This window comes from Ruegeria sp. CG11, assembly GCF_056537245.1.
In genome coordinates this window covers 158,865-175,065 of sequence record NZ_JBQFRE010000006.1, presented here as the reverse complement: position 1 = coordinate 175,065, position 16,201 = coordinate 158,865, and the positions used below count along the sequence as shown (strand labels likewise).

The 16,201-nt window shown below is 56.9% G+C and carries 15 protein-coding genes; 9 read left to right on the top strand and 6 right to left on the bottom strand.

Features of this window, described 5'->3' with window-relative positions; all coding sequences use genetic code 11:
• The first annotated feature begins 20 nt into the window (after window positions 1-20).
• Complete coding sequence (locus ACR0KW_RS15270) at window positions 21-1,166, top strand: hypothetical protein (protein WP_480805758.1); 1,146 nt, start codon at window positions 21-23, stop codon at window positions 1,164-1,166.
• Window positions 1,167-1,243: 77 nt separating this feature from the next.
• Here the strand turns inward: ACR0KW_RS15270 and ACR0KW_RS15265 are convergent, their stop codons facing one another.
• Entirely contained in the window at window positions 1,244-2,164 is a 921-nt protein-coding gene (locus ACR0KW_RS15265) for a LysR family transcriptional regulator (protein ID WP_480805757.1), read from the bottom strand.
• Between the two features lie 119 nt (window positions 2,165-2,283).
• On the opposite strand from ACR0KW_RS15265, the gene ACR0KW_RS15260 reads away from it, so the two are divergent.
• From ACR0KW_RS15260 to ACR0KW_RS15240, 5 genes are read left to right on the top strand one after another with little or no spacing between them, the layout of a single operon-like run.
• Window positions 2,284-3,798, top strand: a complete 1,515-nt coding sequence (locus ACR0KW_RS15260) for a trimethylamine methyltransferase family protein (protein ID WP_480805756.1) — start codon at window positions 2,284-2,286, stop codon at window positions 3,796-3,798.
• A complete protein-coding gene (locus ACR0KW_RS15255) occupies window positions 3,795-5,831 on the top strand; it encodes an oxidoreductase (RefSeq protein WP_480805755.1) in 2,037 nt (678 codons plus the stop codon). The genes ACR0KW_RS15260 and ACR0KW_RS15255 overlap by 4 nt, the downstream gene beginning before the upstream one ends.
• A 23-nt stretch (window positions 5,832-5,854) precedes the next feature.
• The gene (locus ACR0KW_RS15250; RefSeq protein ID WP_480805754.1) at window positions 5,855-6,688 is read left to right on the top strand and encodes a transporter substrate-binding domain-containing protein; all 834 of its coding nucleotides are present in this window, start codon (window positions 5,855-5,857) and stop codon (window positions 6,686-6,688) included.
• Window positions 6,689-6,742: 54 nt separating this feature from the next.
• Window positions 6,743-7,714, top strand: a complete 972-nt coding sequence (locus ACR0KW_RS15245) for an amino acid ABC transporter permease (protein WP_480805753.1) — start codon at window positions 6,743-6,745, stop codon at window positions 7,712-7,714.
• A gap of 11 nt (window positions 7,715-7,725) precedes the next feature.
• On the top strand, window positions 7,726-8,466 hold the full coding sequence (locus ACR0KW_RS15240; protein WP_480805752.1) for an amino acid ABC transporter ATP-binding protein: 741 nt from the start codon (window positions 7,726-7,728) through the stop codon (window positions 8,464-8,466).
• A gap of 1,399 nt (window positions 8,467-9,865) precedes the next feature.
• Here ACR0KW_RS15240 and ACR0KW_RS15235 read toward each other — a convergent pair.
• Complete coding sequence (locus ACR0KW_RS15235; RefSeq protein ID WP_480805751.1) at window positions 9,866-10,393, bottom strand: RNA 2'-phosphotransferase; 528 nt, start codon at window positions 10,391-10,393, stop codon at window positions 9,866-9,868.
• Between the two features lie 36 nt (window positions 10,394-10,429).
• On the opposite strand from ACR0KW_RS15235, the gene ACR0KW_RS15230 reads away from it, so the two are divergent.
• Both ACR0KW_RS15230 and ACR0KW_RS15225 read left to right on the top strand, forming a co-directional pair.
• Complete coding sequence (locus ACR0KW_RS15230) at window positions 10,430-10,720, top strand: antitoxin VbhA family protein (RefSeq protein ID WP_480805750.1); 291 nt, start codon at window positions 10,430-10,432, stop codon at window positions 10,718-10,720.
• 39 nt (window positions 10,721-10,759) lie between these two features.
• Window positions 10,760-11,056, top strand: a complete 297-nt coding sequence (locus ACR0KW_RS15225) for a DUF433 domain-containing protein (protein WP_480805749.1) — start codon at window positions 10,760-10,762, stop codon at window positions 11,054-11,056.
• Window positions 11,057-11,170: 114 nt separating this feature from the next.
• Here ACR0KW_RS15225 and ACR0KW_RS15220 read toward each other — a convergent pair whose 3' ends face one another.
• Complete coding sequence (locus ACR0KW_RS15220) at window positions 11,171-11,605, bottom strand: hypothetical protein (RefSeq protein ID WP_480805748.1); 435 nt, start codon at window positions 11,603-11,605, stop codon at window positions 11,171-11,173.
• 170 nt (window positions 11,606-11,775) lie between these two features.
• Here ACR0KW_RS15220 and ACR0KW_RS15215 point away from each other — a divergent pair, with 170 nt between their 5' ends.
• The gene (locus ACR0KW_RS15215; protein ID WP_480805747.1) at window positions 11,776-11,955 is read left to right on the top strand and encodes a hypothetical protein; all 180 of its coding nucleotides are present in this window, start codon (window positions 11,776-11,778) and stop codon (window positions 11,953-11,955) included.
• Between the two features lie 711 nt (window positions 11,956-12,666).
• Here the strand turns inward: ACR0KW_RS15215 and ACR0KW_RS15210 are convergent.
• The 3 genes from ACR0KW_RS15210 to ACR0KW_RS15200 all read right to left on the bottom strand — a co-directional run bounded on the left by ACR0KW_RS15210 (window position 12,667) and on the right by ACR0KW_RS15200 (window position 16,187).
• Complete coding sequence (locus ACR0KW_RS15210) at window positions 12,667-13,131, bottom strand: helix-turn-helix domain-containing protein (protein WP_480805746.1); 465 nt, start codon at window positions 13,129-13,131, stop codon at window positions 12,667-12,669.
• A gap of 11 nt (window positions 13,132-13,142) precedes the next feature.
• Window positions 13,143-14,390 carry an HlyD family type I secretion periplasmic adaptor subunit gene (locus ACR0KW_RS15205; protein ID WP_480805745.1) on the bottom strand — a complete coding sequence of 416 codons (1,248 nt, stop codon included), beginning with the start codon at window positions 14,388-14,390 and terminating at the stop codon, window positions 13,143-13,145.
• A gap of 69 nt (window positions 14,391-14,459) precedes the next feature.
• Window positions 14,460-16,187 (bottom strand): type I secretion system permease/ATPase, encoded by a 1,728-nt coding sequence (locus tag ACR0KW_RS15200; RefSeq protein ID WP_480805744.1) that lies wholly within the window; start codon window positions 16,185-16,187, stop codon window positions 14,460-14,462.
• Window positions 16,188-16,201: the final 14 nt, after the last annotated feature.

Sequence of the window (16,201 nt, the reverse complement as noted above, 5' to 3'; positions counted from 1 at the left end):
CAAGCTGAGAGAGGCTGGGCTTGACCGCGCATTTTGGTCAGGTCTTGCGCCAACATAGTGTGTCGCAGAAACCACCGCGCAAGACCGCATGGGCAGAGGCCGAGGCTTTGCTTCAGGGATTGCCGGAGCCGTGGCGTTCTCCCATCGCAGGGCAGACAGTGCTGTCCAAACAGGGGAAGCGGGTTTTAGGCCGAACGCTGTGGAGTGCGGTCCACACTCTGAACGTCATCCGTGCCTTGAAGCGTTGGGCTGCATTCTGTTCGGCGCATGGGGGGTCATTGATACCAACGGGTGCTTCATTGGACGCATTCGGGCATCACCTTTTCGCTGATCCGGAAGATGGTCGAACTGTGGGGGCACGGACGGTCGCTGACTATCAGTCGCGCATTCTGAGCGGGATTGGCCTCGTTCAGCCTGGATTTTCTTCTACGGCCTGTAGTTTTGTCGTCGCAGATTGGAGCAACAGGGCCGATCAGGAGGGCGCGTTAACCAAAACCGGCGCGCAACTCGTCGGTGCCACAGCAATACACGATCTCGGGTTCCAGCATATCGAAAACGCGCGGTCATCCCCGATGCGGGGTTCGGACGCTGCCCGGCAGTTCCGAAACGGATTGATCCTAGCCATCGGAACCGCCTTGCCGCAGCGTGCAAGGGCGCTGTCTTGCCTTTCCTTCGACACCAGTCTTTACCTTCAAGATGACAATACCGTCGGCATCCGCATTCCGGCGTCCATGCTGAAACTGCCGGAAGATCGGAAGCAGGGCGCGCCGATTGAGCGCAGCCTCCGCAATTCTCGGCCGGCAGCGGCTTTGCAGGAATACCGCCAGTCGTTTCGCCCAATATTCGATGACGGATGTGCGGTGTTTCCATCCATCAAATCCCGAAACACCGCAATCAGTCAGAACCAGATCGGCCGGTTGACCGGCAACATGACCCAAGAGGCTTTCAGGACCCGCATATCCATTCATCGACTGCGCGACAACGTGGCAACGCAGGCCAGCGAAACCATGACAGCGACAGGCCGTGCCGCCGCCGCTTTGCTTAGTCATAAGTCCCAGTCAACCGCGGCGCGTCACTATGATCATTCGGAAGGTATTCAGGCGGCACAGGAGTTTGGCACGCTGCTGTCATCCTACCAAGGAGCGGGCGTTGATCTTGACCTTTGATATGGCATTCGAAACCTTCGATGCCGCGCGGCGACCAGTTCGATTTCCTTTTCCTGATGGTTTGGAAGAGTCGTTAGTCACCGGACCACAGAAACGCATTTCTCGAGAAATGCGAGTTGATGGCGGCTGCGCTCGCTGATCCAGCTGAACAACTGCGCAGCATTCGCATTTTCCTCCAACGGCTCCGGGCTGGTCAGGGTGTACCAACTGCCCGTTTGCCAACTTACCGGCAACGCCGGTATCAGCTGCCCCTCTTTGACCAGGTATCCAATCGTGCTGGCAAAGCCCAAAGCAACGCCTTTGCCGTTGAGCGCTTGTTGGATGACGATAGAATAGTCCGGAACCCTCAGCTCGGGTAGTTTGCCGTGAATTTCCTGCCCGGTCTCTGACAAAAACTCAGCCCAGGTAACGCGCGGTTCATTCAGCTTGACCAGAGAGTGCACGCCCGCCGTTTTGGGATTGTCGAGCGTTCCGTTGCGCTGAATGTAATCCGGTGACGCGACTGCGATGACCCATTCCGATGCAAAGGGGGTGGCTACTTCCCCGGGGTCCACTTCCGCCTCATGCCGCAACCCAAGATCTGCGGGTGCCACCGGGCCGCGCATCTCGCCAATATCCAGCGTAAAACCCAGAGACAAATGAGGCAGGTCGCGCTTGAGGTCCTCAAGCTGTGGCATCAACCAGTGCGTCGCAAATGCAGTTGACAGTGAAAGTTGTATTTTTGGTTCGTCCTTTGGTAGCCGCGATATCTGCTGTAATGCATTCTGAAGCGCCGGAAAGGACAGCCGAACGGCGTTGTTCAGAATTTCACCCTCGCGCGTTAGCGCCAGCCCCGCTTTGCTGCGAACAAACAGTCGACATCCGACATGCGCCTCAAGGGCTGCGACGCTTTTGCTGACGGCCGGTTGAGTGACGTTCAGGTCCCGCCCGGCTTGGGTGAAATTGAGTGTTCGTGCCGCCGCCTCAAACGCAAACAAGGATTGGGCGGAGGGAATCATTCTGCGTAAAGACATAACTCGCAGTTATCACAGGCATGAAACCAAACCATATTTATTTGAGTGATAGAAGCATGACAAATTCCTGAAACTCAGATCAAAGAGCTTCAGGGAAGAACCAGTTGTCCGAACGCCGTCGTCGCCGCTCCAGTCAGACCACCGCAAATGCTCCTGTCGAGCACCCGCCCTACCTGACGCGTACCGCCCCCACATATGAAATCCTGAACGAAGAGCAGATCACCGCCATCGAAGAGGCTGCAGAAGATATTTTGCAGAACGTCGGTGTGCAGGTCAGCCACGCCCCCAGTCTCAAACTGCTCAAGGAGGCCGGATGCACGGTTGATGGGGAACGGGTACGGTTCGACCGCCATTTCTGCCGCAAGCTGGTGGTGGAAAACGCGCCCAAGGAATTCGTGCAGCACGCGCGCAATCCGGCCAAATCGGTGCGGATCGGTGGCGACTCGTTGGTGATGGTGCCGGTCTATGGTCCACCGTTCGTAGCTGCCAGTGACATCGATCGCCGCTATGGCACGCTGGAGGATTTCAACACCTTCGTGAAACTCGCCCATATGGCGCCCGAAATGCACCATACCGGTGGGCCGATCTGCGAACCCACAGACATCTCGGTGCCCAAACGGCATCTGGATATGAACTACGGCCACATTGCATATTCTGACAAGGCATTCATGGGCGCCGTCACCGAAAAGAGCCGCGCCGAAGACACGTTGGCCATGTGCGAAATCGCCTTCGGCAAGGACTTTGTGGGGCAGAACTGTGTGGTTTCGGCCCTGATCAACCTGAATTCCCCGCTGGTGCTGGATGAAACCATGCTGGATGCCGCGCATGTCTATGCGGCGGCAGGTCAGGCCTGTGTGATTGCGCCGTTCATGATTGCCGGGGCCTCCAGCCCCACGACGGTTGCGGGATCGGCGGCGCAGGCGTTGGCGGAAACACTGGTGGGCATGGCCATCACGCAACTGGTGCGTCCGGGTGCGCCTGTCATTTATGGCTTCATGATGCTGGGCATGTCGATGAAATCCGGCAGCCCGATCCGCTATGACGAAACCTGGAAAAGCCTGCTGATTGCCGGGCAACTGGCGCGCCGTCTGGGCGTGCCATTCCGCTGTGGCGGCTCATCGTCAAATTCCAAGATCCCGGATGCCCAGGCCGGCTGGGAGGGCGCGCTGTACATGATGTTCTCGCTGCTGGCGGGGGTGAATTTCTTTATCCATGCCACGGGCACGCTCGAGGCCGGGCTGGTATCGAATTTCGACAAGTTCCTGATCGATTGCGATATGCTTGGCGCTGCGGCCCGGATGATGACCGGTGTGGACACCAGTACGGACGCGCTGGCGCTGGAGGCGATTGCCGAGGTCGGCCCGGCCGGGAACTTCCTGTCGGCTGCGCACACCATGGCGCGGTACAAAAGCGCCTTCTATGTCCCCTCCAACGCCAATGGCGACAGTTTTGAACAATGGCAGGCCGAAGGCAGCCTGGATGCCGCGCAACGCGCCATGCTGCGGCGCAAAGAGCTTTTGGCTGAATACCAGCGTCCGGCCATGGATCCCGCCATCGACGAAGCGCTGATCGATTTCATGAACCGTCGCAAGGCTGATTTACCGGATACATTCGCATGAACGCGGCGTCGCAGGTCACCACCAAAGATCCTTTGCTGCAGCCCCTGACCATTCGCGGGCTGACGCTGAAAAACCGGGTCATGAGCACGTCTCATGCATCGGCGATGGATGACGACAACATGCCGGCCGAGCGGTACCAGCGGTATCACGAGGAAAAGGCCAAGGGCGGGCTTGCGCTGACCATGTTTGGCGGCAGCTCGAACATCGCGCCGGACAGCCCCTCGGTGTTCAACCAGCTGAATGTCGGCACAGATCGGGTGATCCCGTTCCTGCAGCAGTTTTCCGAACGTATCCATCAGCATGGCACCGCCCTGATGTGCCAGATCACCCATATGGGTCGGCGCGGGGATGCGCAGGAGGGTGAATGGCTGCCCACAATCGCACCGTCCGCGATCCGTGAAGACCTGCATCGCAACTTCCCGCGTGAAATGGACAACGCCGATATCGCCCGCGTGGTGAAAGCCTTTGGCGCAGCCGCACGACGGTGCAAAGACGGTGGTCTGGACGGGTTGGAGACCTTGGCGGCATCGCATCTGATCGGTCAGTTCTTTTCCCCCATGACCAATCAGCGCACCGACGGGTTCGGCGGAAGTATCGAGAACCGCGCCCGCTTTGCCCTGATGGTGCATGAGGAAATTCGCAAACAGGTTGGCGACGACTTCGTCCTCGGGATGCGCCTGACGCTGGACGAAGGCGAGGGCGGCCTGCGTTTTGACGAAGTGTGCCGGATCGCCGAGATCCTGCGGCACGAAGGGGCGGTCGATTTCCTCAATTGCAATGTCGGTCGCATGGATACCGAACTGAAGCTGGTCGAGGAAAACATGCCGGGCATGAGCCGCCCGCTGGCTCCGTATCTGGATCAGGTGGCCGAGTTCCGCCGCGTCGCGGGTGTGCCGATTTTCCATGCCGCGCGGGTTACGGATGTGGCCAATGCGCGCCATGCCGTGCGCGAGGGCGTGGTGGACATGTTGGCGATGACGCGCGCACATATCGCCGATCCGCAGATCGTGAACAAAATCATGCGCGGAGAAGAGGAACGTATCCGGCCCTGTATCGGTGCCTCGCACTGCATCTACAAGAAACCACATTGCATTCATAACCCCGCCTCGGGCCGCGAGACGCATCTGCCGATGCAGGTCGAACGCTCGAACATGCCGGGCAAAAAGGTCGTGGTGATCGGTGGCGGCCCCGCCGGGATGGAGGCCGCCCGAGTGGCAGCCGAACGCGGCCACAATGTGGTCCTGTTCGAAGCCGCTCCGCAACTGGGTGGGCAAATCCGGCTGGCCTCAAAGGCGGGTTGGCGCAAGGACCTGATCTCGATCGTCGATTGGCGCGAGGCAGAGCTGACGCATCTGGGCGTGGATGTGCGTTGCAACATCTATGCCGACGCCGATGATGTGCTGGCGGAACAGCCCGACCACGTCTTTGTCGCCACCGGCGGTATGCCCGCCGAAACCGGGATACCCGGAGCAGAGCTGGCCGTCAGTTCCTGGGATGTGCTGGCGGGCGACGTGAAACCGGCAGGCGAAATTCTGATCTGCGATCATACGGGTCGGCACGAAGCAGCCTCGACCGCCGATCATCTGAGCGAACAGGGCCACTCGGTCACCGTCGCCACCATCGACCATCACGTTGCGACCGAGATGGGCTACACCGACCGGATCATCTTTCACAAACGGCTGGCGGCACAGGGCGTGACTGTTTTGCCCTATCAGCGTCTGGCCGCGCTGCATCGCGATGGCAATCGCCTGCGCGCCACTCTGAGTCATGAACTGACCGGCGAGGCCGTGGACATACTGGCCGATCAGGTGCTGATCGAGGCCGCGACCGATCCGCTGGACGAGGTCTGGCAGGCGCTTGCGTATCAGTCCGCCAACGTCGGACATACCGATGTGGATGCGCTGGCCGAATGGCGCGCGCAACCCCGGCCCGACACGCCTGGCTTCACTTTGCACCGGATCGGAGATGCGCTGACCAGCCGGTCGATCCACGCTGCACTTCTTGAGGCCTACCGCCTCACAATCTGGCTCTGACAGGTCACCAACAGGAGGATATCATGACCCTAACCCGCCGATTTTTCACTACCGTAGCCGTAGCTGCTCTGACCACCACAGCGACTGCGGCCTTCGCGGGCGAAGCGCTGGACCGCATCATGTCCGATGGCGTGCTGACCATTGCCACCTCGGCAGACTGGGCGCCGCAAAGCTTTGTGAACGACAATAACGAAATGGATGGGTTCGACGTCGACGTCGCCAAGGAAATCGCCAAACGTCTGGGCGTCGAAGCCGAATTCGTAACCCCTGCATGGGAAATCATCACCGCCGGTAACTGGTCCGGTCGCTGGGATGTCTCGGTCGGCTCGATGACGCCAACCAAGGCGCGCGCCGAAGTGTTGGATTTCCCGGCGGTCTATTATTACACCCCCGCCGTTGCGGCCGTTCACGAGGACAGCGCCGCGGGAAGTCTGGCGGATCTGGATGGCAAGAAGTTCGGCGTTGGCAGCTCTTCGACCTACGAATCCTACGCGCAGCACGATCTGACGATCGACGCCGAAGGCGTGCCTGAGTTCACCTATGATGTCACACCCGGAGAAATCCGCTCATATGCCGGGTCCTCGGCAGTGTTTGACGATCTGCGACTGGGCGACGGTGTGCGGCTGGACGCAACCGTAGACGCCTTGCCCGCCATTCTGACCGCGTCCGAAAATGGTTACCCGTTCAAAGTTCTGGGCGATCCGGTCTTCTACGAACCTCTCGCCGTTGCAATCGACAAGGGCGATCAGGAGTTGAGTGACAAGATCGCGGCAGCAGTCGCCGAAATGAAGACCGATGGCACGCTGACCGCCCTCTCTCAGAAATGGTACGGCGTGGACTACACCTCCACGAAGTAAGAAACCAAACGGGCCGGGACCTGACCCGGCCCGCACAGACCAACGAGGTGGCCGATGATTTATGCGGATACGGTCCAAAGCGATCCAGCAGTTCACAAACCCAAGTTCATGGCCGTCATGGTCATCGTCTCGATGCTGGTTTTTGCCGCATTCAACCTGACCGGAACCGTCTTTGGCGAACTCATGCGGCCGGTGATCGGCGAGCCGCTTGAATCGGGGCTGTTCGGACGTTTTGCGATCGGTCTTGTTCTGGGGGTTCTGTTCACCCTCAACGTCGTTCTGATCGGATTTCTGAAATTCCGGCTGCAAGTGATCGTGGTCTGGCTGGAATTGCTGATCCTGTTCCTGGCGTTCTTTTATGGCTTTGATCTGGATTTTGCCTTCATCCGTTCCAAGCTGTGGTTCATGATCACGCAAGGCGTGTTCACCACGCTTTACGTTTCGGCCATTTCCATCACGCTGGCGTCCATTCTGGCGATCTTCGGCGCGGTCGCAAAGTTGTCCTCAAACGGGTTTGCTTTTGCGATTGCCAGCTTCTACACCTCGTTTTTCCGGGGGCTGCCGCTGCTGATGCAGATTTACCTGATCTATCTGGGCCTACCGCAGCTGGGATATGTGATCGACGCGGTACCCGCCGGTATTCTCGCGTTGACCCTTTGTTATGGCGCTTACATGACCGAGATTTTCCGCGCCGGGATCCAGTCGATCCCGAAAGGGCAATGGGAAGCCTCGCGTGCTCTGGGGTTCAAGTTCGGTCTGACCATGCGCCGGATCATCCTGCCGCAATCCATGTCGGTCATCATTCCACCCACCGGCAACCAGTTCATTGCCATGCTGAAAGACAGCTCGCTCGTATCCGTCATCGGCGTTTGGGAATTGATGTTTATCGCCCGTACCGCCGGGGCCAAGGACTTCAAGCATATGGAGATGCTGATCACCGCCGCCCTGATCTACTGGATTCTGTCGATCTGCCTTGAATTGGTGCAATCCCGAATCGAGCGCCACTTTCGCACCAAAAGCCACTGAGGAACGCCGCCATGACCCAACCCATCATTGAAATGCGCGGCGTGAACAAGTGGTATGGCAGCTACCATGCCCTGCGGAACATCAATTTCGAGGTACGCTCGGGTGAACGGATCGTTGTGTGCGGTCCGTCCGGGTCCGGCAAATCCACGCTGATCCGTACTCTCAACTGGCTGGAGGCGCATCAGGAAGGCACGATCACCGTCGATGGGATCGAATTGCATGCGCGCATGAAAGACATCGATCAGGTCCGGATGGAGGTTGGAATGGTGTTCCAGCACTTCAATCTGTTCCCGCACCTGAGCGTGCTGCAAAATCTGATGGCAGCCCCGATGTGGGTGCGCGGCGTGCCGGAAGCCGAGGCGCGCAAGACGGCGATAGAATATCTTGAGCGGGTTCACATCCCGCAACACGCCGAGAAGTACCCGGGCCAGCTGTCCGGCGGACAACAGCAACGTGTGGCGATCGCGCGCGCGTTGTGCATGCACCCCAAGGTTATGCTTTTTGACGAGCCGACCTCGGCCCTGGATCCCGAAATGGTGTCCGAAGTTCTGGACGTCATGACCGAACTCGCCCGTGACGGTATGACGATGATCTGCGTCACCCATGAAATGGGGTTTGCCAAGGCTGTGGCGGATCGGGTGATCTTTATGGATGCTGGTGAAATCATCGAAGAAGGCGCACCAAATTCATTCTTCGACAATCCGCAGAACGAGCGCACAAAAGCATTCCTGAGCCAGATCCTACAGCATTGAGGCATGAACAGAAGCGTTTTTCTGGGTTGCGGGGCTATAGTACGTGCCTCGTCGTACGACTAACTGGATAGGAACGCTCTTGTAAAAGATGCGACAATTCTGGATTCACAAAATGTGTAGTAGTTCCAATGTGATCTGACAGTTTGCCGTTTTTCCAGAGGCGTCGTTAGGTCAAGTTGGCTTCAAGTTCGCCTTTGGCAGACGATTGCGGCACCTGCGACCAAACCGATCATTCGTGCATTGTGCAGCATCAAACAGGTTGGGCTCTTCCAACACCTTCGCTGCCCGCTGCGTCAACGGCTGCTAAGCAGCCGACAAAGATTTCACATGTTTGCAAGAGATCCCTGTCGGGGCAACGTTTGTCGCCCCGCCGATCGCCTGTGATCGCCGGAATTTCCGCATTTTCCGCACCATGTTGAAAACGGGGGGACATCACCCGCACGGGGTGATCGGAACCTGTATTCAACAAAATCCGCTGACCGCCGCAACTTCCTCAACTCGCCGGGCCAGGTCGGGGCAGGGTTCTACACCAGAGTTTTCGTGAAGTACACGACCGGTAGTTTGAAGACCCAGAACAACTCCAAGCATTCAGTTCACATTCAATGCCGTGAGATTTGGACCCGAGCCAAAAGAGCCCACCTAAACTGTAGAAACGGAAACAGGGACAGAGACATGGCAAAACGGGTATTCGAAACAGGCTATGTGATTGGAAATGAGGGTGCTTACATCTTCGTCACAGATCTGGGGAAAGACAAATTTGGTGTCTACATGCGGTGAAACAAGTCCGGTGACAAAAACCTGGACAGCGCATTGACCAGCCGCCAAAAATGGGAGGCAGCCGAAGCGGAAATGTGGGATTTGTTCGGTCAAAACCCCGAGCATCAATTTCACAGCTTTGGCATGATCGAAGACAAGTTCTTTCCGAAAGACACTCGTGAAACTATGGCTTCGAGATATACCTGATCGGATGACAGTTCACATTGGGAAGAGGGCCGCTTCGGCGGCCCTATTTCTATCTGCCTTTCTGTCAAACCCGATCGCTGAAGGTACTTTGTCAGTCAGCCGAACGCCGTTGCCGGTTCGATAAAATAGATGACCGTCTCGTGTAAATACTGTCCTCAAAGTATGAATTACGGCGTCCCAAGGGTAGCTAAATCCGGCAAGGTAAGGTCGATTTCATGGTTTGGTGTTTCGGAGTTCCTTACGTATGGGCCATCCACTTCAGTGGAGAGACCTACAACATAAGGAGAGTAAGCATGGCAAAACCACGCCCTTAAACGGACCTTCGACAACCGGCAACAAGTCTGGCGGTGGTCGCGGAAACAATCCCCCGCGCTCTGGTAAATCCAAGTAAGGCCCTTCAGGTTGCAGAGCGGTTTAGCTTTGCGCATACTTTGCTTCAAAACCCAACAGCAGTCGCAGGCACATAGTCGGTCAACCAGACTCCATTGTCAGCACGATAGAACAGATGGCCATCCCGAAGCATGCCGCCAGTGTCTATTCTGAGGACGACGGGTTTTCCGTGACGCTGCCCAACCCTTTCAGCCGCCTCCGGATCTGATGACAGATGAACTTGCTGGCGTCGGCCAGGGTTCAGCCCGTCATTGAAAATGCTATCGAGATTTACGCGAGCGGTGCCGTGAAACAGTACCTCCGGCGGCTCAACAGCTTCGAGTCCGAGATCGACGTCGACAGAATGACCTTGAGCAGCACGGATCAGTTTTCCGTCATCAGAGATCGTGAAGCGCTTTTTGTCGTTTTCGGCAACAATCAGGTGCAGTTCTTCGGTGCTCAGCCGAATGCCAGCGCGCTTCATACCCTTCAGCAAGTCATCGATGCGAACCCAGCCGCCCGGCATCACCGACAGCCCAGCTATTTCCGGTTCGTGCCTCAGTATTTTGGACAGTGTTTTGCTCTGCTTCGACATCTATTATTCTCTTGAATCTGAGCTATGCTACTGCACATGAACAAAAAAGTCGAAAACTCTGAGAGAACCCTTGCTGAGTCAAACGAAGCCTTGATAGAGCTCGGCAAAAGCTTCGAGGATTATACTCCAGAACCGTCGTCTGATACTCCCGAACAAGCAAAGCGCCGCGAAGCGTGGCGTCAGGCGAATGCGTCCGTTCGACTGTCCGGCGGAAAGATCAGCGAGGAGTTTTTGGCGGTTCAAGAACGTCACATAACCGGTGAATTCAGCAATGAAGACGTGAAGAAATGGATCGAGGAACTGCTAACCTCGAGCAAGACGTTGTAGTTCCGGTAAAGCCAGCGGCATTTTGAGAGAACCGATTTTATGGCACGAATAGATCTCATCGTCTGCGACCCCAAAATCCGCGGCGGCATTCCAACGATCAAGGGAACACGCATCGGCGCTCAGGAAATAGCGAACTTTGCTGCGAATGACCCACCCGAGAATGTATTCGAAGCATTTCCAAACTTGACTGAGGAGATGATTGAGGCTGCGATCGAATATCACCGTCGCGTCGTTGCCGACGGTGCCGCCGAGGGTGAAGAGGGTGGCGTCAGTGATCGCGGCGCAAACGCTAAGCGACTCGTTCGGACTGCGAAGGTTCGTTTTTCTGATCTGTGACAGGGATCTCAGCAACCGGATACCGATACCTCTCAAGTGAAGGTCCATTCTGCTCGAGACGCCGGCGCTCATCTTCAACGCCCGCCTGGGCTTCAGAGATCCATTTTTTATCGGTCATCGAACCAAGTCCCGCTTGTGTCGGAAACTACGATCCAGCCCTCCGATGTGCTGCGACCGAACTTCGCCCGAAACTCGGTCGGCATCCCGCTCACGCAGCTCAGCAAAGAACTCTTCCGCGTCAGCTGTCGGTGTTTCTAACTTTTTCTCGAACAGATCGATCCAGACTTCATATTCCAGTTCGGTCAGATCGCTGGGTGCGATGATCCCGTCCAGCGCAGCTATTGCGCGCGCTCTTAGATCTGACCCGCGCACGAGGTTTCCGTCTTTGTCGAGGCCAACGCCAAGTCCGAGTCGGCGCCGATCTTCATAGAAGGCTTTGGCCGCCGGGGTCAGAGTCGAGGTTTTCTCGAAGAACTCGTCAAGCCAGATCTCGTTCTCCTTTTCAGTGAGCTCATCCGGCGATAGCTTGGCCTCAAGCGCCGCCTTCACTCGCTCTCTGACAACTTTGTTCGCTTTGTGTTCTCGTGTCATATGTATATAATTTACTGAAACCGCTTGGTTTCGCTATACGTGCACAGCGCAACCAACGAATTATGCACACGTGCATAAAAGTTCAGGAACCAAATTATGCACGCGTGCATAATTGAATAGGAGGTCAGATGACTGCATTTGAAATAGCCTGCAACGTTGCGGGCGCCAGCATGGCGATCGCCGGCATTTACTACGTGTGTCACCTCCTGAGGACAGCCGGGCGAGGTCGCATCGGTGATCCCGACCTTGTCGCGGAGTTTCGAAAAACAGCGCCTTATCACCTTCTCGAAAACCTGGTTGCAGACTAAATGCACACCTTCATTGATTTCGAAGCATCATCTCTGAGCCTGCAGAGCTGGCCCATCGAAGTTGGCCTTGCATGGGTCGAAGGCCGCAAAGCCGTCGTGAAAAGTAGATTGATATGCACGCGTGCAAGTTGGGATGTCAGCGACTGGGATCCCAAGTAAGAAGAAATCCACGGACTGCCGTATTCGACTGTACTCAGTGGAGGGTCGGATCCTGATATTGTCTCCGATTGGCCGCTGGACGTCGTTCGGGAGCACATTTTGGTATCGGACGCGCCCGAATTTGATCAAAGATGGCTCGACCGTCTGCTCGGCCGACCGGGCCCGAAGATTGTGGATTTCGATCAAGCGGTTTGGAATGAGTTCTCGGACGGCGGTAATCCGGCATCGTCGCGACTATCTCGTGTCCACAAAGTGAAAGCGAACCGGGCCGCTGCTCACCGCACTGGACCCGATGCCGCTAATCTCGCATACGCGTGGCGTACCGGGATGCCGAAGAAATAACGGAAAAGCCGCGCCGCGTTGGTAAGCAGAACCAGGGTCGGGATATGCAGCCTTTCCGTGCAGTCGATATTGGCCATTTTCTTGATTTCGGAAGGGCGCAGAGACCGCGAATGACAGCTGGTTGAACGCGTTATTGCGAATAGACGCAGCCTCTGCTCAACAGATATACGTCCCGCCACCGGCCGTCGCACAAAATCCGCAAGAAAAGCTTCAGAAATCGTCATCCACTTTCCGGTGTCGAGCTTGAAATGCCCTCTGTTGCAGCAACGCATTCTCTTGTCGCTGTTTATGCACGCGTGCATTGACAAAACGAGGATCAAATTCCGTGCGCTCATACAGAGGGACGCCAAGCCTGGCCGCTACAGCAAAGGTCTGGCCGATTGGGACGCTCAGGTCGCCGCTCTCGACCCGTTCGATCTGCGACGCTGACAGCTCCGTGAGCTTTGCGAGCTCTTCGACAGACATATTTTGTTGAAGTCGAACGGCTTGAATCATCAGTCCCAGCATCTCTGCCGCGTCGGCCGCGATTTCTTTGCTCGGATACTCAGGATTGCCCGGCCATTGCTCTTGCTTGGAATTGAAATTCGGAGGCGTTCCGAATTCGCCATCGTGCTCTCCAAGATTGAACTTTTTTCGTCCGGGTCTGCCACCTGTCTTCCTCTCTCTCTTTAACATAATTTAGCTTATCATTCTTCTCGGAATGCTTGATTCACCTGATCCAACAGCGGCTTTGACAAGTAGCTCAATACGGTTCGGTCCGTTGTGGTCAGATAAGCCTCCACGGGCATTCCGGGGATGAGCTCCTGATCACCCAGACGTTCCAGCTCCTCTGGCTCAACAGATACCGTCACCCAATAGAATGAAAGACCTGTCGCCTCGTCTATCGAGGTGGATGCAGAAACATCTTCGACCGAACCAACAAGTTCAGGCGTGGTCTGCTGGTTGAATGCCGGGAAGCGAACCTTTGTGGGTTGGCCGATATACACCTGATCAACAGCGCTCGGATCGATCCGGGTGCGCAGAACGAACCCTTCGTTCAGAGGAACAATCTGGAGGATCAATCCTCCGGGCGGAACGACACCGCCAATCGTGCTGAACTGCATCTCGTGAATCCGACCGCTGTTTGGGGCTCGAATATCGACCCGATCAAGCTGCTTGCTGGTCGTCAGGATTTGCTGATGCAATTCCTGAATCGAGGTGGTAGTTTCCCGAAGCTGGGTGACCACCTCTTCCTTGGTTTGGCGCTGCCCTTGTAAGAGCTCAAGTTCAGTGTCGCGGATTGAATTCTGAATCCGCGCCAACTCTGAGCGATGTTCGGCAATCTGCCCCAGAAGATCGGCCTCGTTACGTTGCAGCGACCGGAGTTGGCTTATCCGCGCGAGACCTTTGTCAGTGAGTGTTGTCTGCGCGGCGATTTCTTCATTGATGAAAGTGAGCTGACGTTCCTTGGCCTCGATCAGCCCATTCACACCGGTTGTCTGGTTCTGGAACTGCCGGATCTTCTCGGCGAGTTGCTCCTTGCGGCCGTTCTCCAGATCGATACGGGCCTGAAAAATCTGCCGCTGCCCCGCTTGATGGACATGGACAGCTTCTTCCGCCAGCAACGGGTCGGGATCGGAAAAAGATATCTCCGTCAGTTCCGATTGTTCTGCGAGGAGCCGGTCCCTGAGGGCCAGAGCTTCCGACAGGCGTGTCCGGTAGATCGCCATATTGGCTTTCAGCAACGTATCATCCAACTCGATGAGCACATCGCCTTGCTCGATCTGATCCCCATCTTGGACGTGTAATGTATCGATGATCCCGCCATCCAAATGCTGAATGGCCTTGGGGCGTCCCTGAACTTCTACCGACCCCTGGGCGATGACTGCTCCGCTAATTTCGGTGGTATTGGCCCACCAGGCTCCCCCCGCCAGAAGCGCCACAGCCGCTGCCATTCCCAACAGGCCCGGCCAACGCGTGGACGTCTTAAGCTGAGGCCCCTGCCCTTGTATCGCAATCATCGCTTATACACCTTCCGCGGATGGCACCGGTTTGCTCCGGGACGGTCGCACCGATTTTTGCAGGATCTCTTCCTTGTCGCCAAACTCAGCAACGCGGCCGGAATGCAGCACCAGCACCTTGTTGACTGCGGAAATCGCACTGGGGCGATGTGCCATCACCACGACGGTACTGCCACGTTCGCGAAGCGTGGCAATTGCCTGTGAAAGGGCATCGTCTCCGGCCGCATCAAGATTTGAGTTGGGTTCGTCGAGGATGACGTAGCGCGGCATTCCAAAGATCGCACGTGCAAGCCCAATGCGTTGCAGCTGGCCACCCGAAAGTGGAGCCGCTCCAAACCCGAGTTGCGTCGCGTAGCCGTCGGGAAGTTGCAGGATCATCTCATGCACACCAGCAATGCGGGCGGCCTCGATGACATCTTCGTCCTGCGCTTCAGCGTCAAAGCGGGCAATATTATCGCGAATAGTGCCCGCCAGCAATTCCAGTTTCTGCGGCAGATATCCGATCTGCCGCCCCAGCGCTTCCTCTGACCACTGATCAAGCGTGGCCCCATCCAGCCTGACCTCTCCCTGATCCGGAGGCAGTGCTCCAACAAGAATGCGAGCCAACGTGCTTTTTCCGGATGCGCTTGGCCCGATCACGCCAACGGCATCCCCCGGTTCCAACCGAAAACTCACATTATCCAGAATTGGTGGTCGATCACCCCGTCGGTCGCCCGGCAGTTTTGTGACGCCGGCCATGGTCAGATGGCCCTTTGCCGGGGGCAAGTCGATAATCGGTTTCATCGCGGGGATACCCGAAAACACCGCCTTCAACCGCTTATGCGCTTCTCGCGCACGCACTACGTTGCGCCACTGGCCGATAACCTGATCGACGGGTGCCAATGCGCGCCCGGCAATGATAGAGGTTGCCACGATCATCCCGGCCGAGATTTCCTGCTGAAGCGCCAGATATCCACCCATCCCCAGCATCGTGGATTGCAGTAGCATCCGGAACGCCTTGGAGACTGCCGCGAAGCCTTCCGCCCGATCGCCTCCGACCTGTCCGGTCGCAAGCCCCTCGCGATGCATATCTGCCCATTTCCCGGCCACGCGGTTTGCCATGCCCAAGGGAACAATCGCTTCGGCATTACGTCGACTTTGTTCGACAAAGAAACTCTCGGTTCCATCCATCTGCATAGCTTTGGCGTGGTGGCGATTTGTGGCCCATTGGTTGGCAAGGGCGAGAACAAGGACGACGCTCAGCCCGGCAACTGTCAGCCATCCCAGCCAAGAGTGGATGTAAAAAACAACAACTAAATAAAACGGAATCCAGGGCAGATCGAAGAACCCAAGCATTGACGGGCTGGGCAGAAACCCTCTGACGACGGCCAGATCGTTCAGAGGGCGTCCCAAAGCCGGTGTCTCTGACAGCGCTGACCGCACCCAGATGTCATAAGCAGGTTTACCCACCATCTGGTCCAGGCGATACGACGCACGCGACATCTGGCGTGTCCGCAGGAAGTCATAAACCCCGAGGAAAACGAATAGTACCAGTACGATCAGGTACAAGGCTTGCAGTGTCGCCACCGACCCGCTGGCCAACACCCGGTCGTAGACCTGCAACATGAACATAGGACCAGTCAGCATGAGTATGTTCACTACTGCCGAAAACGAGGCAACAATCAGGAAGGTGCCGCGCATCTTGCGCACGGCAGCCTCGTAGGTGCTTTCTCCCGCATGAGTTGCGTTCATCAGGCAATATCTCC